Annotated in this window: 19 protein-coding genes; 15 read left to right on the forward strand and 4 right to left on the reverse strand. The window is 55.2% G+C overall.

Annotated elements, in window-relative coordinates; genetic code table 11:
- Positions 1-137 precede the first annotated feature (137 nt).
- The 6 genes from PUV54_RS10310 to alaS all read left to right on the forward strand — a co-directional run bounded on the left by PUV54_RS10310 (position 138) and on the right by alaS (position 7,624).
- Complete coding sequence (locus tag PUV54_RS10310) at positions 138-1,085, forward strand: hypothetical protein (RefSeq protein WP_274492151.1); 948 nt, start codon at positions 138-140, stop codon at positions 1,083-1,085.
- Between the two features lie 773 nt (positions 1,086-1,858).
- Positions 1,859-2,674: an HNH endonuclease gene (locus PUV54_RS10315; RefSeq protein ID WP_274492152.1), complete on the forward strand. Its 816-nt coding sequence runs from the start codon at positions 1,859-1,861 to the stop codon at positions 2,672-2,674.
- Between the two features lie 198 nt (positions 2,675-2,872).
- A complete protein-coding gene (locus tag PUV54_RS10320) occupies positions 2,873-3,013 on the forward strand; it encodes a hypothetical protein (RefSeq protein ID WP_274492153.1) in 141 nt (46 codons plus the stop codon).
- 238 nt (positions 3,014-3,251) lie between these two features.
- Positions 3,252-4,337, forward strand: a complete 1,086-nt coding sequence (gene recA / locus PUV54_RS10325) for a recombinase RecA (RefSeq protein ID WP_274492154.1) — start codon at positions 3,252-3,254, stop codon at positions 4,335-4,337.
- A 136-nt stretch (positions 4,338-4,473) separates the two neighbouring features.
- Positions 4,474-4,842 carry a VOC family protein gene (locus PUV54_RS10330; RefSeq protein ID WP_274492155.1) on the forward strand — a complete coding sequence of 123 codons (369 nt, stop codon included), beginning with the start codon at positions 4,474-4,476 and terminating at the stop codon, positions 4,840-4,842.
- Between the two features lie 124 nt (positions 4,843-4,966).
- Positions 4,967-7,624: an alanine--tRNA ligase gene (gene alaS, locus PUV54_RS10335; protein ID WP_274492156.1), complete on the forward strand. Its 2,658-nt coding sequence runs from the start codon at positions 4,967-4,969 to the stop codon at positions 7,622-7,624.
- Here the strand turns inward: alaS and PUV54_RS10340 are convergent.
- The 3 genes from PUV54_RS10340 to PUV54_RS10350 form a co-directional block, all read right to left on the reverse strand.
- Positions 7,621-8,259: a head GIN domain-containing protein gene (locus tag PUV54_RS10340; RefSeq protein WP_274492157.1), complete on the reverse strand. Its 639-nt coding sequence runs from the start codon at positions 8,257-8,259 to the stop codon at positions 7,621-7,623. The two genes, alaS and PUV54_RS10340, sit on opposite strands and share 4 nt — an antisense overlap.
- Before the next feature lie 74 nt (positions 8,260-8,333).
- Complete coding sequence (locus tag PUV54_RS10345; RefSeq protein ID WP_274492158.1) at positions 8,334-8,996, reverse strand: head GIN domain-containing protein; 663 nt, start codon at positions 8,994-8,996, stop codon at positions 8,334-8,336.
- A gap of 181 nt (positions 8,997-9,177) precedes the next feature.
- Positions 9,178-10,392 carry an NADP-dependent isocitrate dehydrogenase gene (locus tag PUV54_RS10350; protein ID WP_274492159.1) on the reverse strand — a complete coding sequence of 405 codons (1,215 nt, stop codon included), beginning with the start codon at positions 10,390-10,392 and terminating at the stop codon, positions 9,178-9,180.
- A gap of 167 nt (positions 10,393-10,559) precedes the next feature.
- Between PUV54_RS10350 and PUV54_RS10355 the strand changes: the two genes are divergently transcribed.
- The 9 genes from PUV54_RS10355 (at position 10,560) to rpsD (ending at position 21,584) form a co-directional block, all read left to right on the forward strand.
- Positions 10,560-11,366 (forward strand): RNA methyltransferase, encoded by an 807-nt coding sequence (locus PUV54_RS10355; RefSeq protein WP_274492160.1) that lies wholly within the window; start codon positions 10,560-10,562, stop codon positions 11,364-11,366.
- Positions 11,367-11,397: 31 nt separating this feature from the next.
- Entirely contained in the window at positions 11,398-13,443 is a 2,046-nt protein-coding gene (locus PUV54_RS10360; RefSeq protein WP_274492161.1) for a M13 family metallopeptidase, read from the forward strand.
- A gap of 26 nt (positions 13,444-13,469) precedes the next feature.
- Positions 13,470-15,173, forward strand: coding sequence for an N-acyl-D-amino-acid deacylase family protein (locus PUV54_RS10365; protein ID WP_274492162.1), 1,704 nt, complete (start codon positions 13,470-13,472; stop codon positions 15,171-15,173).
- 21 nt (positions 15,174-15,194) lie between these two features.
- The gene (locus tag PUV54_RS10370) at positions 15,195-15,944 is read left to right on the forward strand and encodes a queuosine precursor transporter (RefSeq protein WP_274492164.1); all 750 of its coding nucleotides are present in this window, start codon (positions 15,195-15,197) and stop codon (positions 15,942-15,944) included.
- Positions 15,945-16,056: 112 nt separating this feature from the next.
- On the forward strand, positions 16,057-16,905 hold the full coding sequence (locus tag PUV54_RS10375; protein WP_274492165.1) for a LytR/AlgR family response regulator transcription factor: 849 nt from the start codon (positions 16,057-16,059) through the stop codon (positions 16,903-16,905).
- A gap of 86 nt (positions 16,906-16,991) precedes the next feature.
- The gene (locus PUV54_RS10380; RefSeq protein WP_274492166.1) at positions 16,992-18,371 is read left to right on the forward strand and encodes a malic enzyme-like NAD(P)-binding protein; all 1,380 of its coding nucleotides are present in this window, start codon (positions 16,992-16,994) and stop codon (positions 18,369-18,371) included.
- 77 nt (positions 18,372-18,448) lie between these two features.
- Entirely contained in the window at positions 18,449-19,966 is a 1,518-nt protein-coding gene (locus tag PUV54_RS10385) for a flavin-containing monooxygenase (protein WP_274492167.1), read from the forward strand.
- Positions 19,967-20,125: 159 nt separating this feature from the next.
- The gene (locus tag PUV54_RS10390) at positions 20,126-20,770 is read left to right on the forward strand and encodes a VPLPA-CTERM sorting domain-containing protein (RefSeq protein WP_274492168.1); all 645 of its coding nucleotides are present in this window, start codon (positions 20,126-20,128) and stop codon (positions 20,768-20,770) included.
- 196 nt (positions 20,771-20,966) lie between these two features.
- A complete protein-coding gene (rpsD, locus tag PUV54_RS10395; protein ID WP_274492169.1) occupies positions 20,967-21,584 on the forward strand; it encodes a 30S ribosomal protein S4 in 618 nt (205 codons plus the stop codon).
- Between the two features lie 49 nt (positions 21,585-21,633).
- Here rpsD and PUV54_RS10400 read toward each other — a convergent pair whose 3' ends face one another.
- Positions 21,634-22,830, reverse strand: a complete 1,197-nt coding sequence (locus PUV54_RS10400) for an AraC family transcriptional regulator (protein ID WP_274492170.1) — start codon at positions 22,828-22,830, stop codon at positions 21,634-21,636.
- Between the last annotated feature and the right edge of the window lie 48 nt (positions 22,831-22,878).

The raw sequence follows: 22,878 nt of genomic DNA on the forward strand, positions 1-22,878 counted from the left end.
GCGGCGCGCCGGTTCGAGCGGCGGAACTCCATGTGGGTGTTTTCGTAACCGCTTCCACGGTAGGATTATAAAAAAGTTGCAATATTAGGCTGTTATTCGATGGGTGGCTTAAGAGCCTGAGCGAGCGGGGCGAAAAAATGAGATTTCCGGTATTCAAGGCGCTGGGCGCATCCTTCGCGTATCTGGGCGCGCATTTCCTGACTTTCCTGAAGCTCGTCTGGCTGCCGGCGGCGCTGCTCACCGGCGTGATGGCCTACGCCATGCCGCAGATGATGGACGCGCAGATGCAAATGCTCGCCATCGAGGAAAGCGGCGATCCGAACGAAATTTTCAGCGTTCTCGGCCCCATCGCGAAAACCTCGGGGCTGATTTTCCTCGCCTCGCTCGTGCTGTACCCGATGCTGATCGCCGGCGTGTTGAAGCACATCATCCGGGGCGACGCGCCGCGCATGCCGTTTTATTTGTCGTTTGGCGGTGACGAGCTGCGTTTGCTGCTTGCTTACATTCTGTTGATCGTCATTGTTTCGATCGTCGCGATCGCCGCGATGCTCGGCATGACGGTGCTGATCGCCGTTCTTAGCGTCGCGGCCGGCGCCGTGCCGGGCGAGATTGCGGGGGCCGCCTTTGGCCTTCTCATGCTCGCCATCATCGTTGCGGCGATCTGGTTCGCCTTGCGCATGTCGCTGATCTTCCCGGCTGCGGTGGGCGCGCGCTCCATCGGCATTGGCGAGACATGGGAAGCGACCAAGGACGCGACCATCGGCCTGTTCTTTTACTGGCTCGTCTGGATGATATTCCTGGCCGTTCTTTCAACGCCGGTCAGCCTGATGATGGCGGGCGGCTTTTTCTCCGTCTTCGGAGAATATTTCGCCGCCGTCATGGTCGACCCCTCAGCCGCAGAGCGGTTGGGCGAGGAATTCGAGCGCCGCATGCTGGAGGCGCAGGCCGGCATGTGGGATCGCTCAAGCGCGGGCTTCTATCTGGTGCTGTTCGCCACCTGGCTGTCGCTGGTCATACAATACGGCCTCACCTCCGTCGCCGGCGGCGTCGCCTGGCGATACCTGACGGGTGATGAGCGGGGGTAGAGGACTTCTTCACGCTATTGTTTCTACCAGGCTAACAACGCTCGTTACGCTTAGACAGAAGGCGGCGCATTTCTTGCGCTGGCGAAAAAAGAAAACGGGAACCGCATCACGCTAGCACCCGCTTTCTTCAATCCGCCTTCCACTATCCAAGGACGGGGTGAAAGGATGGGGAAACATTAACGGTAAGAAGGCGAGACGTAAACAATCGAATCGCGCGATAATAAAAAACGGCGGCTGTAGCGAGCCGCCGTTTAACTGTAACCCCGCTGGAAACGGGAAGAATTTGTGCACGAGGAATCATTCGGAAAATTCGAGCGCAAAGTCAACCGTTTTCGGCGTCATATAAGGATGCCGTTATATGGCTATCATCACATGCCCTAATTGTGGGGCAACAGCGACCTACCGATATGAAGGCAGATCGCGCTTCAATATGAGCTATGACACGAGCTTCATGACAGACTGCGAAGTCATGCAGGCAATGTTGAAGGAAAAGGGATCAGTCTCCGGCGCTGATATGGATTGCAAACATATCAATATGGCTGCGAGTCAATATCATGATCGTCTTTCTCGACGTTGATAATTCGTGATCTTACAAGCGCCGCTTTACCTTGTTTGATCTCAAAATGATGCACCAAAGTCTTATTCCCAGACTGTAATTCAGCAATATGTTTAGCCGTTAAGGGATTGTCCGCTCGTTTTGGCTTCATAGCATAAAACCCGGCGTGAGCCGGGCCCTTCCTACCGCTTACATTGGATTGAGAAGAGGGTGCGGAATGACCATTCGTTTCAAAAAAGAAAATCTGACGCCTCCGACTTTCCGCAATATCGGTAAATGCATTTATTGCGGTTCTGAGGATACTCTTTCTGATGAACACATTCTCCCAGAAGGCCTTGGCGGATGTCACGTCTTGCGTAACGCAAGTTGCGAGAAGTGCCGCAAACACACCGCAACCATAGAGTCTTTCGTTTTAGGTCAAATGTTTAACCCCATCCGTGCACGGATGGGGTTGCTAAAAAATAAGCGAGCCAAAAAACGAATTGCACACGCTAAAACCGTTGACGCATATGGCCAGGTTCGAACATTGCGCATCGATCCGTTAAAAAGCCCGGTTGCGGGCGTTTTTCCAATATACGCGCCGCCACTACTTTTTAATTCTAAACATGTTGGGTACGGCGAATCTTACGCGATAATAAGCAGCGAAAGCCTTTGGGATGAATGGAAGGAAACAACAGGCAACACCATTCAGGTGGGAATGAATCGGAAACGGTTTGCTCTTATGTTGGCAAAAATTGGCCACGCCCTCACGGTTGGTGAGCTAGGAACCGACTCGTTCGATCCGTTCTTGCCGCCTATTATTTTAGAAAAACAAAGTGATATTTATAGGTTTGTTGGCTGCTACTATCAGTGGCTTAGCCCAGCCACTGATGACTACCATAAATATGATGTTCAAATCCGACACCACGACGGGGAAGACCTAGTTTCGGTAAAGCTAAGGCTGTTCGCAAATGTTAAATCTCCAACATATCTTATCGTTACAGGTCGGCTGCGCATGGCAACCCGCGTATGGTCTCATGCTTCCGAACTATGACTTTTGCGATGACGCAAAAGCTGACCTTTTCATCGCAAAGCATTTTTTCCCAAGCCGGTTCAAGATCGACATACCCCGCGCGCACCAACTCCCTATGCAAGACCTCGCCAAGCGCCAGCAAATTTGCCGAAGGCCGATCGGATCCCTCGCACCCGTCGCCTAATGACTTCTCCATCGGGCGCGACTAAATTACCGCCCATGAGCGACACGAAAGAGAAAAGCCAAATCGAGAAATTCCGCGAAAAGGCGCGGGAACTCGAAGCTGACGAGTCCGAAGAAGTCTTCGAAGCCGTAGTCCGTAAGATCGCAAAAACGCGCTCGAAAAAGGGCGAAGGCTAGAAGAAGAAAAAGGCCAAATAGAGCGATTTTCTGCTACAGGCTCAGGCGATTCGAGAAACTGTCTGAAATCTGGGTTTGCCATCGATAATATCGCCCCCTCTAACTGGAAAAACAAAATTAGAACAAATCTGAAAAAATATATAAAAACAATATTTTAACCATCTTGCCAAAAGAGAACAAATAGCGTACATAAGCGCCTCATTGACGGGGTGCTCCCGGTCAGGCAACGGAGGCGGTAATGATCAAAGGCGGTTTGCGTGTTGTGGAGGCGGGCGACGTGGATAAGTCAAAGGCGCTGGAATCAGCGATTTCCCAGATAGACAAGGCGTTCGGCAAGGGCTCGCTCATGCGCCTCGGCGACCGCGAGGTGGTCGATATGGAGGCGATTTCGACCGGCTCCCTCGGCCTCGATATCGCGCTCGGCATCGGCGGGCTTCCCAAGGGGCGTGTCGTTGAAATCTACGGGCCGGAAAGTTCCGGCAAGACGACCCTGGCGCTGCATGTGGCCGCCGAAACCCAGAAACAGGGCGGCACCGCCGCCTTTATCGACGCCGAACATGCGCTCGACCCGGTTTACGCCGGCAAGCTTGGCGTCAATCTCGACGATCTTCTGATTTCACAGCCCGACACTGGCGAGCAGGCGCTTGAGATTGCCGACACGCTGGTGCGCTCCGGCGCGATCGACTTGCTGGTCATCGACTCCGTTGCGGCGCTGACGCCGCGTGCGGAGCTTGAGGGCGAGATGGGCGACTCGCTTCCCGGTCTTCAGGCGCGGTTGATGAGCCAGGCGCTCCGTAAGCTGACGGGTTCGATCTCGCGCTCCAATTGTCTCGTGGTCTTCATCAACCAGATCCGGATGAAGATCGGCGTCATGTTCGGCTCGCCGGAAACGACGACCGGCGGCAATGCGCTGAAGTTTTATTCCTCCGTGCGTCTCGACATCCGCCGTATCGGCGCGATCAAGAACAGGGACGAGGTTGTCGGCAACCAGACCCGCGTCAAGGTGGTCAAAAACAAGGTGGCGCCGCCGTTCAAGCAGGTGGAATTCGACATCATGTATGGCGAGGGCGTCTCCAAGATGGGCGAAATTCTCGATCTCGGCGTCAAGGCCGAGGTGGTTGAGAAATCCGGCTCTTGGTTTTCCTATAATTCCGAACGGATCGGTCAGGGCCGGGAAAACGCCAAGCAGTTCCTCAAAGACCATCCGGATATGGCTGCCGAGATTGAGCGGGCCATTCGCCAGAACGCCGGGCTCATCGCTGAGGATATGCTCACCGGCGGCGAAGAGAACGACGACAGCGCGGAAACCGCCGAGGCGTCGTAACCTTCAAAGAGCGCGCGGAGATAGTCGCGCTCCCGTCTTTCACAAATAATTCAACCAGCGGACTGCGCCGCACACTTTGTCGTGCGGCGTCTTCGCGCCACTATGACGTTATTATCCATGGAAAAGGAGAGAACCCATGATCGGATATGTCACCCTCGGCACTAATGATATGGAAAAAGCCGCCAAGTTTTATGACGCGCTGCTCGGCGAAATTGGGGCCAAACGCATGATGGAGGCGGACACCTTTATCGCCTGGGCCGTTGACCCGAAACAGCCCGCCATCTCGGTCATCAAACCCCATGACGGCAACGCCGCCACTATCGGCAATGGCGTCATGGTGGCGCTTGCCTGCGACAAGCCGGAAACGGTCGATAAGCTCTACAAAAAAGCCATGGAGCTTGGGGCGAAGGACGAAGGCCCGGCGGGCCCGCGCGGCAACAGTTTCTACGCCGGGTATTTCCGCGACCCAGACGGCAACAAGCTGAACTTCTTCTGCATGACGTAAAGCCTTGCGGGGCGCGGTTTGACGCCCCACTTCACCCCTTATCTAGACGGGCGCGGCCACGCGCCTTAATACCGGTCCCGCGCCATAACGGCGCGGGTTTCGTTTTGAATGACATGAGCTTTTGATGACGTCGCTGAAAGATATCCGGTCGCAATTTTTGAACTTCTTCGCCGCGCGCGGCCACCATATCGCGCCGTCGGCCCCTCTCGTGCCGCAGAACGACCCGACCTTGATGTTTGTCAACGCCGGCATGGTGCCGTTCAAGAATATCTTCACCGGGGCCGAGACCCGCGATTACAACCGTGCGGCGTCCTCGCAAAAATGCGTGCGCGCCGGCGGCAAGCACAACGATCTCGACAATGTCGGTTACACGGCGCGCCACCACACGTTTTTCGAAATGCTCGGTAATTTTTCCTTTGGCGATTATTTCAAGGAAGAAGCGATCGACGCCGCCTGGACTCTGGTGCACAAGGATTTCGGTCTCGCCGCTGACCGGCTAACCGTCACTGTCTATCATACGGATGACGAAGCGTTCGATCTCTGGCGCAAGATTTCCGGCCTGCCAGAAAGCCGCATCATCCGTATCGCGACGAATGACAACTTCTGGGCCATGGGCGACACGGGTCCATGCGGGCCATGCTCTGAAATTTTCTACGATCATGGCGACCATATTCCGGGCGGCCCGCCGGGATCGCCAGACGAAGACGGCGACCGGTTTGTAGAGATCTGGAACCTCGTCTTTATGCAGTTCGAAAGGTTTGCCGACGGCAAACAGGTCGAGTTGCCGAAGCCGTCCATTGACACGGGCATGGGGCTTGAGCGCATCGCGGCAGTGCTGCAGGGCGTTCATGACAATTACGATGTCGATTTGTTCAAGACACTGATCAACGCGTCGGTCGACCTGACCGGCCGCAAGGCTGAAGGCGATGACGCGCCGGCGCACCGCGTGATTGCTGATCACTTGCGCGCCACATCTTTCCTCATCGCCGACGGCGTTGCGCCATCCAACGAAGGCCGTGGTTACGTGTTGCGCCGGATCATGCGGCGCGCCATGCGGTATGCCCATTCGCTTGGTGCGCGCGATCCATTGCTCGCGCGTCTGGCGCCGGTGCTTGTACGTGAAATGGGTGGCGCTTTCCCCGAACTTGGCCGGGCGGAAACGCTGATTGTCGAAACATTGCGTTCTGAAGAAGAAAAATTCCGCAGTCTTCTCGATCGCGGACTGAAATTACTTTCTGACGAAACGGAAAAACTCGGCGATGGAGAAGCCTTGCCGGGTGAGGCGGCGTTCAAGTTATACGACACATACGGGTTTCCGCTCGACCTGACGCAAGATGCGCTCCGACGCGAGGGCCGGGAAGTTGACGTCGCAGGCTTCGGTGCGGCGATGGATGCGCAGAAAAAAGCCGCGCGCGCCGCCTGGGCGGGTTCCGGCGACACGGCGGACGAGTCCGTCTGGTTCGATCTGCGCTCGGAACACGGCGCCAGCGAATTTCTTGGTTACATCCATGACGAGGCCGAAGGCGTCGTTCAGGCAATTGTCAAAGGCGGTGAAGTCGTAAGTGAGGCTGGCAAGGGCGACGAGATTGAACTCATCGTCAACCAGACGCCGTTCTATGCGGAATCCGGTGGTCAGGTGGGCGACGCCGGACGCATCACCACTGATGATGGCGCCGAAATCATCATTACCGATGTGAAAAAGCGTGCTGGCGTTCTGCACGGCCATATCGGCAAGATTGAAAAAGGGTCGATCAAAGCTGGTGAGGCAGTTCATCTTTCCATTGATGTCGCGCGCCGCAACCGCATCCGATCCAACCACTCCGTCACGCATTTGGCGCACGCTGCGCTGCGCGAAGTGTTGGGAACGCATGTGGCGCAAAAGGGCTCGCTCGTGGCGGCGGAACGCATGCGGTTTGACATCACCAACCCCAATGCCATCTCTGCGGATGAAATTTCTGAGGTTGAGCGGCGCGTAAACGCGGTTATTCGCCAGAACGGTCCCGTTGAAACGCGCATTATGCCATATGACGACGCTGTCGCGTCAGGCGCTATCGCGCTTTTCGGCGAGAAGTATGATGACGATGTTCGTGTGCTGACTATGGGTGAAGCGCTGGATGGATCGGGCAAGCCTTATTCTGTTGAACTTTGCGGCGGCACTCATGTGAAACGCCTCGGCGACATTGCGCTGTTCAAAGTGATTTCCGAAAGCGCTGTCTCGGCGGGCGTGCGCCGCATCGAGTGCGTAACAGGTGAGGCGGCGCGGCTTTATCTGGAGGAACAGGGATCGCTTGCACGTAAGGCCGCTGACGCCATGAAGACGACGGCGGAGGATTTACCTGCGCGTATTGAAGCGCTTGTTGCGGAGAGAAAAAAACTCGAGCGCGATCTTGCGGAGGCGAAAAAACAACTGGCGCTTGGCGGCGGGGGTGGCGCGAAACCGGCTGATGAAGTCATCGAAATTGCCGGCGTCAAATTCATCGGCAAGGTGCTTGACGGCGTTGCGGCGAAAGATTTGCGCGGTCTCGTCGATCAGGCGAAGCAGACCATAGGGTCGGGCGTTGCGGCGTTCATCGGCGTCAATGAAGGCAAGGCTGCATTGGCGGTAGGCGTTACCGACGATCTTAAAGACAAACTGTCCGCCGTTGACCTCGTTCGCGCCGGCGCGGAAGCCGTAGGCGGCAAGGGCGGGGGCGGGCGCCCCGACATGGCGCAGGCAGGCGGCCCCGACGGCGCGCGCGCCGCTGAGGCCATCAAATCAATTGAACAAGCGATTAGTCTTTAATCTCTGACCCGGACGCTGCCGCCGGTGGACTTGTCGATGTCCGTATTGGCCGGACCACCATATACGACAATATCACCACCGGTTGAGGCATCAGCTTCAATACTTTCAGAAGCATAAAGGCTGAGGCTGGCGCCGGTGGAAACGTCCGCATCCGCATGACTGCAGCGCAGATCATCTGCATCAAGGTCAGCGCCGGTTGAGCCGCTGGCGTCAATAGTGTCACATGTCCCGCTCAACGTCGCCTCTGCGCCGCTCGAAACCGATGCGGAAAAGTCACCGGCATCGATGCCGGTCGCCGTAAGCTCGGAACCTGATGATGCGCTCGCCTCATTCATTGATGGCATGGAGACGAAAACCGTAATGTCGCTGCGGCTGTTTCTTTGAAAAATACTGCTTCGCTTGCGGCCGACTTCCAGCGTGTCGCCGTCCAGTTCGAGACGCAATTTTTCAAGGTCGTCGGCGTCGCCTTCCGCTCGAACGGAATAGTCGCCGCCAACCGTCACTTCAACGCTCAAGCCTGCCGACGCCTCAACGGCTGAAAATCCGCTGAAGTCAAAGTTTCTCGTTTCTGCTTGCGCAGCGCTGAATGCAAGGCAAGAGACGGCTCCAGCCGTCAAAACACATTTGATGGTCATTGTTTTCCCTTTTCTTTTGGTGCGCATTTGTTTTGTTATTGTAGCGCGGATCGTTAGAACTTTCGCATCAAGCCCTAGTCGTTTTTAGCCTGATAAATCACCTGTTTTACTTTGATGCGCCCGCCTGATGAACGGTCAATGTTTACGCGTTCCGGCTCCCCATAAACAGACACATGTCCACCGCTTGATGCGTCGCCGATGAGGGATGCGTTTACTGTGAGTTTGCCATGTCCGCCGCTTGAAACGTCGATATTGGCATGGTCGCACGCGAATTCGCCAGCGTTGAAATTCGCCCCGCTCGATAGATCGATATCGCAATCATCGCTTCGGCCAGCCGCTGTCACATGTGCGCCGCTGGAGATATCAAATGAAAAACGACGTGTGCTGATTTCGGAAAGATAAGAATGAGAGCCTGACGAAGCATCAAGAGCAGTCAGTTCCCTTGCGGAGACAGTGACTTTGTAATCGGCTTTTCGTTGATGCCAGCGCAGGCGGTTCCATTCACGAGAGATAACCAATACGCCGTCTCGCACCTCGATTTCAAAATCGGAAAAATCACCATCTTCTGTTTCGACGCTCACCGACTGTGCGCCGCCTGCGGTCGCCACCAGTTTCAGGCCGGCGGAAACATCAATCTTGTCGAACTCCGGGAGATCGAAATTACGTGTCTCCCCCATAGCTGGCGCTGCAAGCGCAGCCGCGGCGGCAAAGCTGATCAGAAAAGCAGACCGGTTCATGGCGAGACTCCTTAAATCGTAGGCTATACGCAACTCAACCCAATCTCATGTTGCCATGCGAAAGGCGCCATGACGAGAGTTTTGCGGCGAACCGCCCGGAATCTGCGGGCGACCGCCCGCAATCGCTAATGCGCATATAAATTCAGCACCTTAGCCGATATTTCAGTGGCCTCGCGGGGGCCTAAGAATTCATCGCTTTCTGGAAATTTTCATCGACTTTTTCCAGGAAACCGGTGGTGGTGAGCCATTTTTGCTCGGCCCCGATCAATAGCGCCAGGTCCTTGGTCATGTGCCCGCCTTCGACGGTTTTGATCACCGTCTGTTCAAGCGTCGATGCGAAGGTTTTCAGCGCTTCATTGCCGTCAAGCTTGCCGCGATGCGCAAGCCCGCGGGTCCACGCAAAGATGGAGGCAATGGAGTTGGTCGATGTTTCCTCGCCGCGCTGATGCGCGCGATAGTGGCGCGTGACCGTGCCGTGCGCGGCTTCGGCCTCAACGGTCTTTCCATCCGGGGTCATAAGGACCGAAGACATAAGGCCCAGCGATCCAAACCCTTGCGCTACCGTATCGGATTGAACGTCGCCGTCGTAGTTTTTACAGGCCCAGACATAACCGCCGGACCATTTCATACAGGCCGCTACCATGTCATCGATCAGACGATGTTCGTAGGTCCCGCCGAAGGCTTCGAACTTGTCCTTGAATTCGGCCTCAAAAATTTCAGCGAAAATATCTTTGAAGCGGCCGTCGTATTTTTTCAGGATCGTGTTCTTGGTGGAAAGATAGACCGGGTACTGGCGCTGGAGGCCGTAATTGAAGCAGGCGCGGGCGAAATCGCGGATCGACGCATCGAGATTATACATGCCCATATAGATGCCGGCGGAAGGAGCCTCGAAGACTTCATGCTCGATAACGTCGCCGTTCTCGCCTTCCCATTTAATGGAAAGCTTGCCCTTGTCAGGGAACAGCATGTCGGTGGCGCGGTACTGATCGCCAAAGGCGTGGCGGCCGATAATCACCGGTTGCGTCCAGCCGGGCACCAGCCGGGGAACATTGCGGATGATGATGGGCTCGCGGAAGACGACGCCGCCAAGAATGTTGCGGATTGTACCGTTCGGCGAACGCCACATTTTCTTGAGGCCGAATTCCTCGACGCGCGCCTCGTCAGGCGTGATGGTCGCGCATTTTACAGCGACGCCATATTTCTTGGTGGCTTCCGCCGCCTCGATTGTGATCTGGTCGTCCGTCTCGTCGCGGCTTTCCATGCCCAGATCGAAATATTTCAGGTCGATATCGAGATAGGGATGAATAAGCTTGTCCTTGATCATCTGCCAGATGATCCGGGTCATCTCGTCCCCGTCCATTTCAACGATTGGATTATCGACTTTGATCTTTTGCATGGATTTTCCTACCGGACTTCTTGGGGCGCGATGGAAAGTGAAGCGCGCCGTGGACTACATTCTGGGTGAATCGGGCGGGCTCTTAGCATCCGGAGCCCGGACGCGAAAGGGGCAGGGGCGGCGAAGACGGTGATTGTGGGGACTTTTCGACTATATTGGCGGGGCAAATGAGCAGGTCTGGAAAAAACACATCGGGCGCAACGGAAAGAATCGCGCGCCGCGACGGAAAAGGATTTTTGCGTCCGGCGCCGCTGTTCATACTGGTTGAGCCGCAGATGGGTGAAAATATCGGCGCAACAGCGCGTGCGATGCTGAATTTCGGACTTTCAGGGCTCAGGATCGTCAACCCGCGCGACGGCTGGCCAAATGAAAAAGCCGGCGCCATGTCTGCCGGCGCAAGCATTGTCATCGATCAGGCGCAGGTTTTCTCATCCACGCGAGAGGGGCTTGCCGATTGCACATATGCACTCGCGACGACTGCCCGATCGAGAGAAGCGTTGCTTCCCGTGTTATCCCCGGAACAAGCGGCAACAGAACTGAAGTCGCGGATTGATCAGGGTGAAAAATGCGCGGTTCTGTTCGGTGGAGAGCGGGCCGGACTTTCAAATGACGATGTGATGCGTTGCGATGGGATTATCTCCATCCCCGTCAATCCAGCGTTCGCCTCGCTCAATCTTGCGCAAGCGGCGCTTGTTGTCGCCTATGAGTGGGCCAAAGCGGATGCGCGCGAGAGTCTGGCTAAGACCGCAAGCCAGTTGCGCCCTGCAGCGAAAGCGAATTTCGAGCGGTTTTTTGACCATCTTGTGAACGAACTGGACCGAGCGGGGTATTTCTTTCCGGAGGAAAAACGCCCCAATATGGAGCGAAATCTAAAGGTCGCGTTTCAGCGGGCCGGGTTGACCGAAAGCGAAACCAGAAGCCTGCATGGCGTCATCAAGGCGCTTGTTAAATTGCAGGCCGCTTCCGAGCGATAGTCTCGGAACAGAATGGTTGAGAGGTGTAGTGATGAAATTAGTACGGTTCGCGATGGTTGCCGCTGTTTGTACAGCTTTGAGCGCTGCGGCTTGGGCAAACGATCAGGAAGAAAAAGAAACGCCATTAATTGAGCCGTGGGGATACCCGTTGGCTGCGCTGGATCGCGAAACGCGGCCGGGAGACGACTTTTACCGCTTTGCAAATGGCGGGTGGCTTGATGCAACAGATATTCCTTCGGACCGCGCCGGGTACGGTTTCTCGACCATTATGCGAGACCGGAATGAACAGCGAATAGCCCATATTATCGAACAGTTGAAAGATCTCCGTGTTCGCCGCGGCTCGGATCCGCAACGAATTCGCGATCTATACGCAAGTTTTCTTGATACGGAACGAATTGAAGCGCGCGGGCTTGAGCCTGTCTCGGAAGATCTGGTTCGAATTGCTGAAGCGAATTCGCACGAAGACATTGCGGCGCTCATGGCCGACCCCGAACTCGGCATTGGCGGACCGTTCAGCGTCTATGTCTGGGTGGACTCGAAACAGCCTGACCGGTTTGTCACCTGGCTTACCCATTCCGGCCTCGGCCTTCCCGACAAGTCTTATTACGAGCGTGAAACAGAACGGATGGAGGCGACCCGGGAAGCGTATCGCACCCATATCGCCGCAATGCTTGAACTGGCGGAGGTGGAAAACGCCAAACAAAAAGCAGACGCTGTTTTTGAATTGGAAAAGGCCATTGCAGCCCTGCATTGGGAGCGTGCTGAAAGGCGCGATGCAGATCGAACCTACAACAAAATGACAATCGCCGAGTTGCGGGAGCTCGCGCCTGCATTTTCCTGGGATGCGTATTTTGACGGTGCGGGGCTCGGTGAAGCGCGAGACTTTGTTGTGCGCGAAAAAGACGCTTTTCCCGAATTGGCTAGTCTATTCGCTCAAACCGACATTGAAACCTGGCGCGCATACCTGACCTATCATTTGCTGCGCAGCTTTGCATCTTACCTTCCCGCACGGTTTGACGAAGAAAACTTCGCTTTTTTTGGCAAGACCCTTAACGGCCAGTCCGAACAAAGGCCTCGTGAAAAACGCGGCATCGCCCTGGTTAATGATCTTCTCGATCAGGCGGTTGGCAAACTTTACATTGAACGGTTCTTTCCTGAAGAATCGAAAATTCAGATGACAGCGTTGTTCGAAAACGTGCGCGCGGCCTTGCGCAATCGCATTGCCAATCTTTCCTGGATGACGCCGGAGACAAAAGTCCGTGCACAGGAAAAGTTGGAGATGATGACAGCGAAAATCGCGTATCCTGATAAATGGCGGAGTTATGCGGGGTTGCGTATTCGCGCCAGAGATCTCATCGGGAACGTCAAGCGCGTGAGAAGCCTTGACGCCAAAAGAGACCAACAACGTTTATCATCGCCAGTCGATAAGAGTGAATGGTTCACGGGCCCGCAAACGGTTAATGCATACTACAGCCCAAGCCGGAATGAGGCGTTTATTCCTGCGGGCTATATTCAATCGCCTTTGTTTGATCCCAATGCTGATCCTGCGCTGAACTATGGGGCGATCGGATCAATCGTTGGTCACGAAATTGGGCACGGATTTGATGATCAGGGATCCAAGTATGACGGCAACGGCGTTTTGCAATCCTGGTGGACGCAAGAAGACCGCGAAGCTTTCGACGCTCTTGGTGACAGGCTTGCCGAGCAGTTTGGCAAATACGAACCATTGCCCGGTCTCAATGTGAATGGCCGCCTGACCCTTGGCGAGAATATTGGCGATCTGGCTGGCGTTATTGTCGCTTATCATGCCTACATGCTTTCCCTGGAGGGCGAAGAGCCGCCAGTGCTTGACGGATTCACCGGCGCGCAACGGGTGTTCTTGGGGCGCGCGCAGGCGCGACGGTTTAAGCAGACTGACGAATCACTCAGGCGTCGCTTGTTGTCTGCGCCGCACAGTCCGATGGATCTTCGGGTGAACGGCATGGTGGTCAATATCGACGAATGGTATGAGGCTTTTGACGTAAAGCCCGGCGACGCCATGTATCTTCCGCCGGAAGAACGCGTATATATCTGGTGATTGAGAAACGAAGAAGGGGCGATCTCATGTTGAAGAAATTAGCGGCGGCGGCGTTTGCTGCATTAGCGGGTTGTAGCGGCGGGTCGGAGAATGCTGGCGAGCGTTACGATGTCATCATCCGGGGCGGTACAGTTTACGACGGTTCAGGCTCGCCTGGTATGGCGGCGGATGTCGCGATTGAAGGCGACCGTATTGTCGCTGTCGGTGATCTTGGAGATGCAAACGCTGACACGGTTATAGACGCGGAAGGCCGCGCCGTAACGCCCGGCTTTATCAACATGTTGAGCTGGGCTGTTGTGGATTTGATTCATGACGGGCGAAGCCTCGGCGACATCAGCCAAGGCGTGACGCTGGAGGTCTTTGGCGAAGGCGTTTCATGGGGGCCTTTGTCTGAGGAAATGAAAGACGGCTTCAAAGAACGGCAGAGCGACATTCAGTACGACATCCCGTGGACGACGCTTGGCGAATATCTGGAGCATCTGGAAACAAAAGGCGTGTCGCCGAATGTCGCTTCTTTTGTCGGCGCCACCACAGTCCGCATGCACGAGGTTGGTTACGAGAACCGGGCCGCGACGCCGGAAGAACTTGCCAGCATGCAAGAGCTTGTGCGCGACGCGATGCGCGAAGGCGCCATGGGTGTTGGCTCATCTCTAATCTACGCACCGGCAAATTTCGCAAGCACGGAAGAATTGGTTGCGCTAAACGAAGCTGCTGCTGAGTTCGGCGGCATGTATATTTCTCATATTCGCAACGAGTCTCATCAACTGCTGGAAGCGGTAGACGAGTTGATCCAGATCGCACGCGAGGCAGGAATACCAGCAGAGATTTATCACTTGAAGGCGAGTGGTCAGTCAAATTGGAATAAACTTGACGAGGTCGTCGCCAAAGTCGAGGCCGCGCAGGCGGAGGGTCTGCGGATTACTGCAGACATGTACACCTATCCTGCAAGTTCGACGGGCCTTGACGCCGCTATGCCGTTGTGGGTGCAGGAAGGCGGATATGAAGCGTGGGCGGAACGATTGCAGGACTCTGATGTTCGTGCGCGCGTCGCCGAAGCGATTGAAAATCCATCAGCCGAATTCGTTAGCGGCATCACCAACGCCGGCGGTCCCGAGGGGGTGTTGCTGGTAGGCTTTAAAAACCCGGAGCTAAGGAAGTATATCGGCAAGACCCTGGCCGAAGTCGCCGATGAGCGCGGCAAGCCGTATACGGAAACGGCAATGGATCTTGTGATCGAAGACGGCAGCCGGGTGCAGGTGGTTTACTTTTCCATGTCGGAAGAAAACATCGCCAAGAAAGTCGCTTTGCCATGGGTCAGCTTCGGTTCTGACGGCGGCTCAATGGCGCCGGAAGGGTTGTTTCTTGAACAAAGCACCCATCCGCGCGCCTACGGCAACTTCGCGCGCGTATATGCAAAATATATTCGCGACGAAGGCGTCATCACCCTTGAAGAAGCCGTTCGAAAAATGACTTCGCTCCCAGCGGGCAACCTGAAAATCAAAGATCGCGGCATGCTTGCGCCAGGTTATTACGCGGATGTTGTCGTATTCGATCCTGAAGCCATTCAGGACAAGGCGACGTTCGCCGAACCACACCAGTTGGCCGTGGGCGTCGACCATGTGTTCGTCAATGGTGTTCACACGTTGCGTGACGGCGAACACACGGGCGCTTTTGGCGGTCGCGTTGTACGCGGTCCGGGCTGGGAAGGGCGCGAAAGCGCATCCGAGTAAGCCTTAGGGAATTCATAACCCGTGACAGCGAAACCAGAAATTGAGCGCATCGACCACGCCGATGCGCTCAGCAGTCATCGATTCAAATATTATGACTTCGCCATGGCGGCGTTCGTGGTCATTCTCGTTTGTTCCAACCTGATTGGCGCCGCGAAGCTGGTTCAACTGTTTGAGTTCAATATTGGAAGCTGGAATGTTGGAATGTTCGGCGCCGGCATCCTGTTCTTTCCGCTTTCCTATGTGCTGGGCGACGTCCTGACCGAAGTCTACGGCTACGCCCGCGCACGACGCGTCGTCTGGGCCGGTTTCGGTGCTGTGCTATTCATGGCGTTCATGGCCTGGGTCGTCGTCAAACTGCCTCCAGCGCCCGGTTGGAATGATCAGCCTGCTTATGAAGCAGTTTTTGGGCTGACGCCGCGAATTGTTCTCGCCTCAATTATAGCATTCTGGGCTGGCGAACTTTCAAATGCATTTGTCATGGCGCGCATGAAAGTCGCGTCGGGCGGAAAGCACCTGTGGCAGCGGACGATCGGTTCCACTGTGGTCGGACAGGGTGTAGACAGTTTGCTTTTTTATCCGATTGCGTTTCTCGGCGTTTGGACAACCACACAGGTCTTGACGGTGCTCGCTACGAACTATCTGCTTAAAGTCCTCTGGGAAGCGTTCCTGACGCCCGTCACATACCGCATTGTCGGCGCGCTGAAGCGCGCTGAGGGCGTCGATGTCTATGACAAGGATACGTCATTCACGCCCTTTTCCATTCGTTCCTAAGTTTATTGCCGCGCTGCAACCCGTTTGAAAAACACGACAAACGGTTTCCAGCGTAAGTGACGATTTTACTAGCAGGTGGTATGCCTTTTTCAGCGGTGATTGAGCGCCGCGTTTGACGGGCACAAACAACAGAGGCGGCGCCACAGTGATCAGGATCAACAGGTTTACGGAAAACTCTGAAGCACTATCGTTGGCGGCAGTGACGCTTGCTGCCTGGGGTATGCTTGTCAGCGTGTTTGGCGGTTTTTCTTATGTCGACGCTATGCGTGCAGGAATGGACGGAACATTCTGGCGTGCGCTGACGCATTATGGACTTGGGTTTGCGCCATGGCTTGTTTTAGGACCGGCTGTTTTCGTGCTTGCGCGCAAGCAAGCTGTAAAAAACCCGACACATATGGCGGAAGCGCTGGACGCAAGTCTGATGTTCGCTGCTGCGTTTGGCGCAATATTTTTGTATTTTGTTTTCATCTATGCGCCTATTATGAATATGACCGCGGCTGAAGCCGTGTCGAGTACGCGCGTCCTATCCTGGTCATCTGATATTTTCATTTTTATGATCGTGTATCTTATGGCGCGCCAGAGCATAGCGCCTTCACAACCTATCCAGCATCATTTTGATGCACGGATCGCCGTTCGATCACAGGGAAGGGAAGACTACGTTCTTATCCGCAACGTGACGGCAGGCTCGGCGCATGGCAATTACGTCGCCCTTTATGTGAACAGCGGTGAGCACCTTTATCGGGGTTCTATTTCTGATCTTGCCGAACGTTTGGCGCCATACGGTCTCGTCCGGGTTCATCGCTCTCATTTTGTCAGGCCTGAATGCGTGTCAGCGGCGACTATGAAAGGCGGCGCTATAAAGTCTGTTTGCCTCGAAGATGGAAAAGAAATTCCGGTTAGCGCCCAATATGAAGCGGCGGTCCGCCAATCTTTAAGCGAAAAGGTTGTTCACGCGGGCTAGCCGTCCGGGACTGGCTGGCGCATACTCATGAAGGGGATCGGGCGGTTTGGGGCCGTCTCAAGTGGTGTTGATGGGGCGGGGCGAAGATGTTCAATAAATTGTTCAATTCCATCCGGCGCGGACGGCGCTCGTCATACGCCGCGCTCTATGAAGCGCGCGCGAAGGAAAAAGCGCCACCATCAAGATCGCTGGATGAAGCAGCGCTCGATTATCACCGCGCAGCGCCAGCCGGTAAAATGGAATGCGTTCCGACAAAGCCCATGTCGACTCAGCGGGATTTATCGCTTGCCTATTCACCCGGCGTTGCGGCCGCCTGCCGGGAGATTGAGCGAGACCCATCAGCATCACGAACACTGACGAACCGTGCAAACCTTGTAGCGATCGTTACAAACGGCACGGCTGTTCTGGGACTTGGCGATATCGGCGCCGAAGCCTCAAAGCCTGTCATGGAGGGCAAAGCGGCGCTCTTCAAACGATTTGCCGGCGTCGATGCTATCGATCTTTGTGTTGATGAAACCGATCCGGCCAAGCTCGCCGATTTGATCGTGAAAGTGCAGGCCGGGTTCGGCGGATTTAATCTTGAAGATATCAAGGCGCCGCAGTGTTTCGAGGTGGAGCGTCTTGCGCGTGAACGCACGAAAGTACCGGTGTTCCATGACGACCAGCATGGCACAGGCGTGTGCGTGCTTGCCGGACTTTTAAATGCGCTGGAACTGACGGGTCGTGCGCTGAGCGAGACAAAGATTGCTGTTTCAGGCGCGGGCGCAGCGGCTATTGCCTGTGTCGAACTTTTGGTCGCTGGCGGCGCCCAAAAAGAAAACATTCTGCTGACGGACAGTATGGGTGTCGTCTACAAGGGCCGTAAGAAAGGCATGACCGGCAAAAAAGCCGATTATGCCGTCAAGACGGACAAGCGAACGCTCGCGGATGCTGTTGAGGGCGCTGACTTTTTCCTCGGTGTTTCGCGGCGCGGGCTTTTGACGCCCGATATGGTTCGAACCATGGCGGAAAGCCCGATCATTTTTGCGCTGGCCAATCCTGAACCGGAGATCTGGCCTGAGGATGCGCTTGATGCGGCGCCGGGCGCGATCATAGCCACAGGGCGTTCGGATTATCCGAACCAGGTGAACAATGTTCTGTGTTTTCCGTTTCTGTTCCGCGGCGCCCTCGACGTGTCAGCGAGCACGGTGACGCCGGGCATGACGACAGCCGCCGCCCGTGCGATTGGCGCGGTCGCACGCATGGAAACGCCGCAATCGGTACGTAACGCCTACCCGGATGAAAACTTCGCTTTCGGCCCAGGCTATATTTTGCCGAAAGCGTTTGACCCGCGTCTGTTGCCGGAGGTTGCCGGCGCCGTCGCGCAAGCGGCTATGGATGACGGCGTCGCCAAGGCGCCAATCCGGGATATGAACGGGTACAAGCAACGGCTTGAAGCTTTGGCGACGGCGTTACAGGCGCTCTAAACCGCTGCTTTGCGTTCTTGTTGTTTTAACCGACAGGCGGCACAGTCTTGTCGAATGTATATTCATGACGAGGCCGCATGCCCGACGACATGCGCATTGATGCGCCTGACGTAAAAACCGGAAAAGAAACAACCTCGCCGCGCATTGCTATTCTCGGCGCTGGCTTTTCCGGTATGGGTATGGCGATCCGCCTGCGTCAGGAAGGCTTTGACAACTTCACGATATACGAAAAGGCGGATGAGGTAGGCGGCACCTGGCGTGAAAACCGTTACCCCGGTGTCGCATGTGACGTCCCTTCACATCTTTATTCCTTTTCATTTGACCCTAATCCCAAATGGACGCGGCGTTTCTCCTCAGGGCCTGAGATCCTCGATTACATGAAAACTTGCGCTGAAAAATTCGATCTCTACCGGTCTATTGCATTCGGCAAAGAAGTCAGCGCGATCAAACATGACGGCGCCGAATGGACGATCTCATTCAAGGACGGATCAACAGCAGGCGCCGACTTTGTCGTCAGTGGTCTTGGCGGACTACACAAACCGAATATTCCGGATTTTAAAGGAGTCGACACCTTTAAGGGCCCGGTATTTCACACCGCCGAATGGCCCGACAATGTTGACCTGAAGGGAAAACGCGTCGCCATCATCGGTTCGGCGGCAAGCGCCATTCAGATCATTCCCGAGATCGTTGACGACGTTGCACACCTCGATGTTTATCAGCGTACGCCGAACTGGATTATTCCCCGGGAAGACTACGGCTATCCGAAATGGGTGCGTTCTTTGTTCAGCGCTGCGCCATGGCTCGCGCGCGCCTATCGCGGGTTTTACTTCTCTGTGCTTGAGTGGCGCTTTCCCGCCTTCCACAAAGAAGAGAACCGTATCAAGCAAATGACGCGTGATCGTTTTGCAAAATATCTGGAAAACTCTATCGCTGACCCGGCTTTGCGAACAAAACTGACGCCGGATTATCCTATCGGCTGCAAGCGCATTCTTATCTCAGACGATTACTTCCGCGCCATCCAAAAGCCGAATGTAGATCTGGTGACGGAAGGGATAGACGGTTTTGTGGAGCATGGCGTCATTACCAGAGACGGCAAGTTGCATGAGGCTGATGTTGTCATTCTCGCGACCGGGTTTAAGCCGTTCGATATTCTGGATGCGATCAGCGTCGCCGGCCCCTCGGGAGCCAGTCTCAAAGATACATGGCGGCAGGGGATCGCCGCGCACCGGACGGTGATGGCGCCGGGATTTCCGAATTTTTTTTTGCTGCTGGGGCCGAATTCCGCCCTTGGTCATAACTCGGTCATTTTGATGATCGAAGCACAGGTGAATTACGTCATTCAACTGATCAAACAGGCTGCGAGCGCCGGGCAAGGCCGTGTTGCGCAACTTGAACCTTCGGCTGAGGCGGCAAGGGCTTTTGATGCAACGATCCAGGGCGATCTTCAAAAACGGGTCTGGGCGGCGGGGTGCGGTGCTTGGTATGTGGATGAGAACGGGCGCAATTATACGCTCTATCCTCATTCCGTGCGGCGATATTTGAAAGACATGAAGATTGCTGATCTATCAGAGTACGTTATGAAAGTTCCAGCCTAATGATGACTGCCTCGGCTTTACGCGAATTCACTCACGTTTTTACAACCAGAATTTGAATCCTCTTAGGCTTTTTTCGCCACTGCAATAATCTTATTGCTTTGGGGAAAATTCTATGCTTTTACCATTCTGTTGTGGGCGTTGCGTTTAGGGGAAGTACCCATGTTTTCAATTATTAAATCCGCTGTGAAAAAGTCAGCAATTTCGGTTTTTGCGGCGACGGCGTCGCTTCTTGCAGCCGGTACGGCTTCTGCTGGCGTGATGACGCTTTCAGCGACGGACCTGACCGCTGACGGTCTCACGGTTTGCACGATTGGCGTCACTGCAGTCTGCGACGGCAACGATCAGGCAGGCACAGTCGGCGTGCTTGACTTGCCCGGCGCAAATGTTTCCATTTCAGCGATTGTCGGCACGCAACTCACCGAGTTGGAACGCCTGAACGTCGCGAATGACGGCGTCGATGTCACGAACGGCCCTAACATGCTTGATTTTGATATGGGCAGCGACAGCGCAGGCACTGTGACTTACGACTTCTCCGGTTCAGGTTTTTCAGCGCTCTACGTCGCCATTAAAGGCGGCCCTGAGTTTGCGATCCTGAAAATCGTTTCGGATATGCTTGGTGACGGCGTTTCTGGCTCGTTCACCTTTGATCTGGATGTTTTGGGCATTAGCGCCGCTGTTTCCCACGTAAGTTTTTATGGAACCATGGACGACACGCCGCCAATTCCGGTCCCGGGCGCTATCTGGCTGATGATCGCCGGCGTTGCTGGTCTCGGCGCTGCAAGCCGTAAGAAAAAGCCGGCTTAACAGCCATTTTGCGAGAGTTTTGAAAAAGCCCGCTTCAGGCGGGCTTTTTTCTTGGCTGAGTCCGTCCCCAGGGGTTTGACTTTGCTGCGCCGCGCCATTAAAGCCCCTGATCTTCAAACGGGAGGCGCGTGGACCGCCGTTGAGATTGCGCCGGGGATGGGCCCCGCGCGCCGGGCCGCGCCGGAAGTGAGGAAAAATGTCTAAGCGCATCAGCGCCAAGCATAAGCTTGACCGCCGGGTTGGCGAAAACGTCTGGGGCCGGCCAAAATCACCCATCAACAAACGCGATTACGGACCTGGCATGCACGGCCAGCGCCGCAAGGGCAAACTGTCCGACTTCGGTCTGCAGTTGATGGCGAAGCAGAAACTCAAAGGCTATTATGGCAATATCTCCGAAAAGCACTTTGAACGGATTTACAATGAAGCTGACCGCCGCCGCGGCAACACCGCCGAGCATTTGATCGGTCTTCTCGAAAGCCGTCTCGACGCGATTGTCTACCGCGCGAAATTCGTACCGACGGTTTTCGCTGCGCGCCAATTCATCAACCACGGCCATGTGAAACTGAATGGCGTTAAAACGAACATACCTTCGGTTCGCCTGAAGCCGGGCGATGTTGTGGAGATCAAGGAAAAGTCGAAGAACATGGCGCTGGTGCTCGAAGCCCTGCAGAGCGCTGAACGCGACATTCCTGATTATCTCGAAGTCGATCCGAAAAAAATGGCGGTAACCTATTTGCGCGTACCGGAATTTGCAGAAGTGCCGTATCCGTGCACCATGGAGCCGAACCTCGTTGTCGAATATTATTCGTCATAAGGGTTTATGAATTTAACGAATTTAAAAGGCCGCCATCTGGCGGCCTTTTTTATGTATGTTGAATTTCCGGAGCGTGCATGGCGCGGTATTCGCGTGGGGTCATGGCCACATGTTGCTTAAAGGCCCGGTTGAACGGGCCGATTGAGCTGAACCCGCAATCAAATGCAATGGACAGGATGGGAAGCTGTTCATTTTCCTGATCAAGCAGCGCGCGTTTCGCATGCTCAATCCGGTATGAGTTTATGAAATGGTTGAAGTTTCGATATTGCAGTCGACCGCTAATGCATTGTGTCACCTTATAGTCGTTTTCGCCGATCATTTCCGCGAACTTTCCGACCTTCAAATTCGGCGTGGTGAAAACCCTCTCGTCTTCGATGGCGCCCAGAATCCGTTGCGCCAGACGTTCATCGCCCGCGTGTTTTTGGGCGCGCGGTATTGATCTCGGCTGGCTGTTTCCCGTCAGCAAGGGGTGCCGCTGGCGATAGGCTAGGGCGAGACGACTTAAACATATGGCGGCGATGGAACAGCCGACCAGCGTAGCGTCGCCCCATCGCGCCGCGAGTGTTGTGTCGCCAGCGTTGCTGACCCACACAAGCGCGATAACAATAATGCCGCCATAGACGCCCGCGAATATCCGGCGGAATCGGCGTTCGGGCGCTGACAATGTTGCTTTGTATCCGGCCAGCGCTTCAACGAAGACCATCGAGATCGCGCCGATGCAAACGAGCGAAGCCGCGTTTTCACCAATCCGTCGAAATTCTCCTGTTAGACCGCCCGGCGATAGCCCGCTGGTGAGATGCCAATAGGTTTCGACGGTTACAATTGCGCCGACGGTCAGCAGCGCCCATGGCTCTATTGTTTTGGCGGGACGGAACAGGGATCGCGAGAAAAGCCACATCCAGCCGCAGCCGGCGGACCCAGCCATGGTCACAACATATTTAAGCGGTCCAAAGTGATCGCCGAAATACCGTTCCAGGTTGGAAGCGGCGACGCACCCGACAAATACCCACCAGAAGAGAACGGCTGGTTCAATATTGCGAAATTTCCGGCTGAGCATCTCAGTGATCGCTGTCGTTGTCAGTTTGAACGCATCGCCCGCTGCACTTTGACGATAAAGCTGAGACATCTGTTTTAGGCCCTTGTTCTTATCCAGCGGAGAAGCATAGCGCGCTTTTCCCGCAGCACGCGCCTTAATATTGGCGAAAATACTGGCCGTTTTCCAAATCGGCGAGACGTCACCCGCCATTCCGGACTCTTCTTCAGGCGCTGCGCAATTTCAACCGGCACGTCGATG

The organism is Hyphococcus flavus (genome assembly GCF_028748065.1).
GTDB classification, from domain to species: Bacteria; Pseudomonadota; Alphaproteobacteria; order Caulobacterales; family Parvularculaceae; genus Hyphococcus; species Hyphococcus flavus.

What these genes read in the sequence shown, in the direction of transcription:
- PUV54_RS10320 (WP_274492153.1), top strand. Translation starts at nt 2,873, where the DNA reads ATGAGCGACACGAAAGAGAAAAGCCAAATCGAGAAATTCCGCGAAAAG.
- PUV54_RS10400 (WP_274492170.1), bottom strand. Translation starts at nt 22,830, where the DNA reads ATGGCGGGTGACGTCTCGCCGATTTGGAAAACGGCCAGTATTTTCGCC.
- PUV54_RS10345 (WP_274492158.1), bottom strand. Translation starts at nt 8,996, where the DNA reads ATGAACCGGTCTGCTTTTCTGATCAGCTTTGCCGCCGCGGCTGCGCTT.
- alaS (WP_274492156.1), top strand. Translation starts at nt 4,967, where the DNA reads ATGACGTCGCTGAAAGATATCCGGTCGCAATTTTTGAACTTCTTCGCC.
- PUV54_RS10360 (WP_274492161.1), top strand. Translation starts at nt 11,398, where the DNA reads ATGAAATTAGTACGGTTCGCGATGGTTGCCGCTGTTTGTACAGCTTTG.
- PUV54_RS10310 (WP_274492151.1), top strand. Translation starts at nt 138, where the DNA reads ATGAGATTTCCGGTATTCAAGGCGCTGGGCGCATCCTTCGCGTATCTG.
- PUV54_RS10315 (WP_274492152.1), top strand. Translation starts at nt 1,859, where the DNA reads ATGACCATTCGTTTCAAAAAAGAAAATCTGACGCCTCCGACTTTCCGC.
- PUV54_RS10350 (WP_274492159.1), bottom strand. Translation starts at nt 10,392, where the DNA reads ATGCAAAAGATCAAAGTCGATAATCCAATCGTTGAAATGGACGGGGAC.
- recA (WP_274492154.1), top strand. Translation starts at nt 3,252, where the DNA reads ATGATCAAAGGCGGTTTGCGTGTTGTGGAGGCGGGCGACGTGGATAAG.
- PUV54_RS10390 (WP_274492168.1), top strand. Translation starts at nt 20,126, where the DNA reads ATGTTTTCAATTATTAAATCCGCTGTGAAAAAGTCAGCAATTTCGGTT.
- PUV54_RS10380 (WP_274492166.1), top strand. Translation starts at nt 16,992, where the DNA reads ATGTTCAATAAATTGTTCAATTCCATCCGGCGCGGACGGCGCTCGTCA.
- PUV54_RS10365 (WP_274492162.1), top strand. Translation starts at nt 13,470, where the DNA reads ATGTTGAAGAAATTAGCGGCGGCGGCGTTTGCTGCATTAGCGGGTTGT.
- PUV54_RS10355 (WP_274492160.1), top strand. Translation starts at nt 10,560, where the DNA reads ATGAGCAGGTCTGGAAAAAACACATCGGGCGCAACGGAAAGAATCGCG.
- PUV54_RS10340 (WP_274492157.1), bottom strand. Translation starts at nt 8,259, where the DNA reads ATGACCATCAAATGTGTTTTGACGGCTGGAGCCGTCTCTTGCCTTGCA.
- PUV54_RS10330 (WP_274492155.1), top strand. Translation starts at nt 4,474, where the DNA reads ATGATCGGATATGTCACCCTCGGCACTAATGATATGGAAAAAGCCGCC.
- PUV54_RS10385 (WP_274492167.1), top strand. Translation starts at nt 18,449, where the DNA reads ATGCCCGACGACATGCGCATTGATGCGCCTGACGTAAAAACCGGAAAA.
- rpsD (WP_274492169.1), top strand. Translation starts at nt 20,967, where the DNA reads ATGTCTAAGCGCATCAGCGCCAAGCATAAGCTTGACCGCCGGGTTGGC.